General features: G+C 65.4%; 4 protein-coding genes. 2 read left to right on the top strand and 2 right to left on the bottom strand.

Annotated elements, in window-relative coordinates; genetic code table 11:
• Window positions 1-304, bottom strand: a 304-nt coding sequence (locus tag GHC57_RS20170; protein WP_246152516.1) for a hypothetical protein, incomplete at its 3' end; no start/stop codon positions are given.
• Between GHC57_RS20170 and GHC57_RS20605 the strand changes: the two genes are divergently transcribed.
• Window positions 224-403 (top strand): LuxR C-terminal-related transcriptional regulator, encoded by a 180-nt coding sequence (locus GHC57_RS20605; protein WP_425500702.1) that lies wholly within the window; start codon window positions 224-226, stop codon window positions 401-403. The genes GHC57_RS20170 and GHC57_RS20605 overlap by 81 nt on opposite strands.
• Before the next feature lie 130 nt (window positions 404-533).
• On the opposite strand, the gene GHC57_RS18915 is transcribed toward GHC57_RS20605, so the two are convergent.
• Window positions 534-1346, bottom strand: a complete 813-nt coding sequence (locus GHC57_RS18915; protein ID WP_153347187.1) for a PRC-barrel domain-containing protein — start codon at window positions 1344-1346, stop codon at window positions 534-536.
• A gap of 359 nt (window positions 1347-1705) precedes the next feature.
• Between GHC57_RS18915 and GHC57_RS18910 the strand changes: the two genes are divergently transcribed.
• A complete protein-coding gene (locus tag GHC57_RS18910; RefSeq protein ID WP_153347185.1) occupies window positions 1706-2089 on the top strand; it encodes a hypothetical protein in 384 nt (127 codons plus the stop codon).
• Window positions 2090-2159 lie beyond the last annotated feature (70 nt).

Below are 2159 nucleotides of genomic sequence, written 5' to 3'. Positions count from 1 at the left end.
CCCGTGCAATCCTGGCATGCATCGCCGGACTTATCTCGCCCAAACAACCAGCATGCATATCTAACGCAAACTGAGCCTTCTTCAAAAGCCGGTGTGCGCCCAGGCGGCGCTCGCCAGCATTGGCCGTGCGCTGGAGTGGTCGCGGGCGTCGGGAAAGGCCGAAGCCCGGCATGAAAGCGCGACCGGCAGCGTTGCCGGCCTGACGCCCAGGCAACACCAGGTCCTGGCCCTTGTCCTCGCGGGGCAGCCCAGCAAGATGATCGCCGCCACTCTTGGCATCAGCCAACGCACGGTCGAGAACCACCGATCCGCGATCATGCGGAAGACGGGGGCGCGGTCCCTGCCGGGGTTGACACGCCTGGCCCTGGCCGCCACCACGAACGCGCAGTCCTGGCCCCTCTGACGCCGGCCGGTTTCGTGCGCCCGGGGCCCGCCAGGGGCGGCGCGCAATCCGCCCGCGATGGCGCGCCGTCGGCACCGCAGCGGTCGCGGAGGCCATGAAACGGACGGAGCCGTTTCATGGCCGGCGCGTTCTACTGGTCGAACTTCGGCAGACCCTTGATCTGCATATCGGTCAGAGCCGTCTGAAGTTTCATGTCCTCGCCGCTGCCGATGGGGGTGAGATCGCGCCAGTTGAGCGCAACCCCGTGCGTGCCAATGCCGAGAAATCCGCCGACCTCGACGATCACCCTGTCACCAGCGATCGCCGAAACGTCGCCGACGGTATCACCCTCGGCATTGACGACCTCCCGTCCGATCACCGCCTTGGTCGGCATGTCCGCCTTCTGCGACGACATGCCCGTTTCCGCGGCCGAGTCGGTCGTCTGATCGGAAGCCGCGCCTGTCTGCGCGGTGTCCTGGTTCGCCCCATCAGAGCCGTCGCCCATGGCGCCGGCGCCCTGAGCGCCGGACTCCGCTTTCGGCAAGGCCTCGATCTGCGCCTTGGTCAACACCGTCTGAAGGGTCATGTCATCGCCGCTGCCGATGGGGGTGAGATCGCCCCACTCCAGCGCGACTCCATGCGTGCCCATGCCGAGGAACCCGCCGACCTCGACGATCACACTGTCGCCGGTGATCGCTGAAACCTCACCGACGGTATCACCTTCGGCATTGACGACCTCCCGTCCGATCACCGCCTTGGTCGGCATGTCCGTCCGTGCGGCCGCGTTCGCGGGCGTTTCGGATGCCCGCGCGTCCGGGGCCGCCTGTTTCATGGTGTCACCAGCCTCGGTGCCGGTGTTGCTGGCGCCGCCGCTGGGCGTCGGATCCGCCGCCATCGCGGTACCGGCGACCAGCGCAAGCATCGGGACGGTCAGGGTCGTTCCGAATACAGTGATCTTTTTCATGCTGCAGCCCTTCATTTCGTCGAAGAAAAGATAAGGCCCCGTGCGGTTCGCATGAGACGTTTCCATCCTTCTGTGTCGGGCCAGGACCGTTTTTACGGCTTCCGTTATCACCTTGAGGAGGCGGGTTCTGGCCGATTGCAAATTAATACAAAGTTTTTGAAGTTCCCGGCAGCCTCGGAATCTACTCATGCTTGGCGCCCGGACCCGTCAGTTCAACGATTTTTTCATTCGCGTCGGTCAGGATCGAAATGTTCCCGGCGCATGCGGTGTTGGATGCGGGCTCATAACTCAGGGGATGGGGAATGCGACAGTCAGTGGAGACGGTGGACAGGCGCCCAGGATGGCGCCGGGTGCGGGGGGTGATCGTCGCCGCGACCCTGGCGTTGGTCGCGGTTACGGCCCAGGCGGGACAGGAGGCGACCAGGGGATCGGCGGGCGACTTCACCCTGCTCCGCCTGCAAGGCGCCTATATCAAGTGGGGGGCTCCGCGGTTTGGGGCCGGCGCGACGGTCAGCTACACCCTTCTGACAGAGCCGCGGCGGGATCCGGACGCGATCAACTGCAAGACGATGACCCGGCTGGACGGCCTGCTGGACCGTGCGGGGCTGGACATGGCGACATTCACCGAACGCCTGACGTCGGCCCTGGCGCTGTGGCAGTCCGCCGCCGATATCACCTTCGTGCGCGCGGCATCGCCGGAGACATCGGACATCGTGGTCGGCGCACAGGCCGTGCCGGATTGAGCAACCTGAGGGATGGAAATTCGGTCTGAGGCGCTTCAGTCATCCCGGTTTTCCATGTTGATGTAGACGC

The organism is Roseospira navarrensis (genome assembly GCF_009601025.1).
GTDB lineage: Bacteria > Pseudomonadota > Alphaproteobacteria > Rhodospirillales > Rhodospirillaceae > Rhodospira > Rhodospira navarrensis.
This window is presented reverse-complemented; position numbering and strand designations above follow the sequence as displayed.

Bases quoted from the DNA above. Each gene is read 5' to 3' on its own strand.
- GHC57_RS18915 (WP_153347187.1), bottom strand. From the start codon at position 1,346: ATGAAAAAGATCACTGTATTCGGAACGACCCTGACCGTCCCGATGCTT.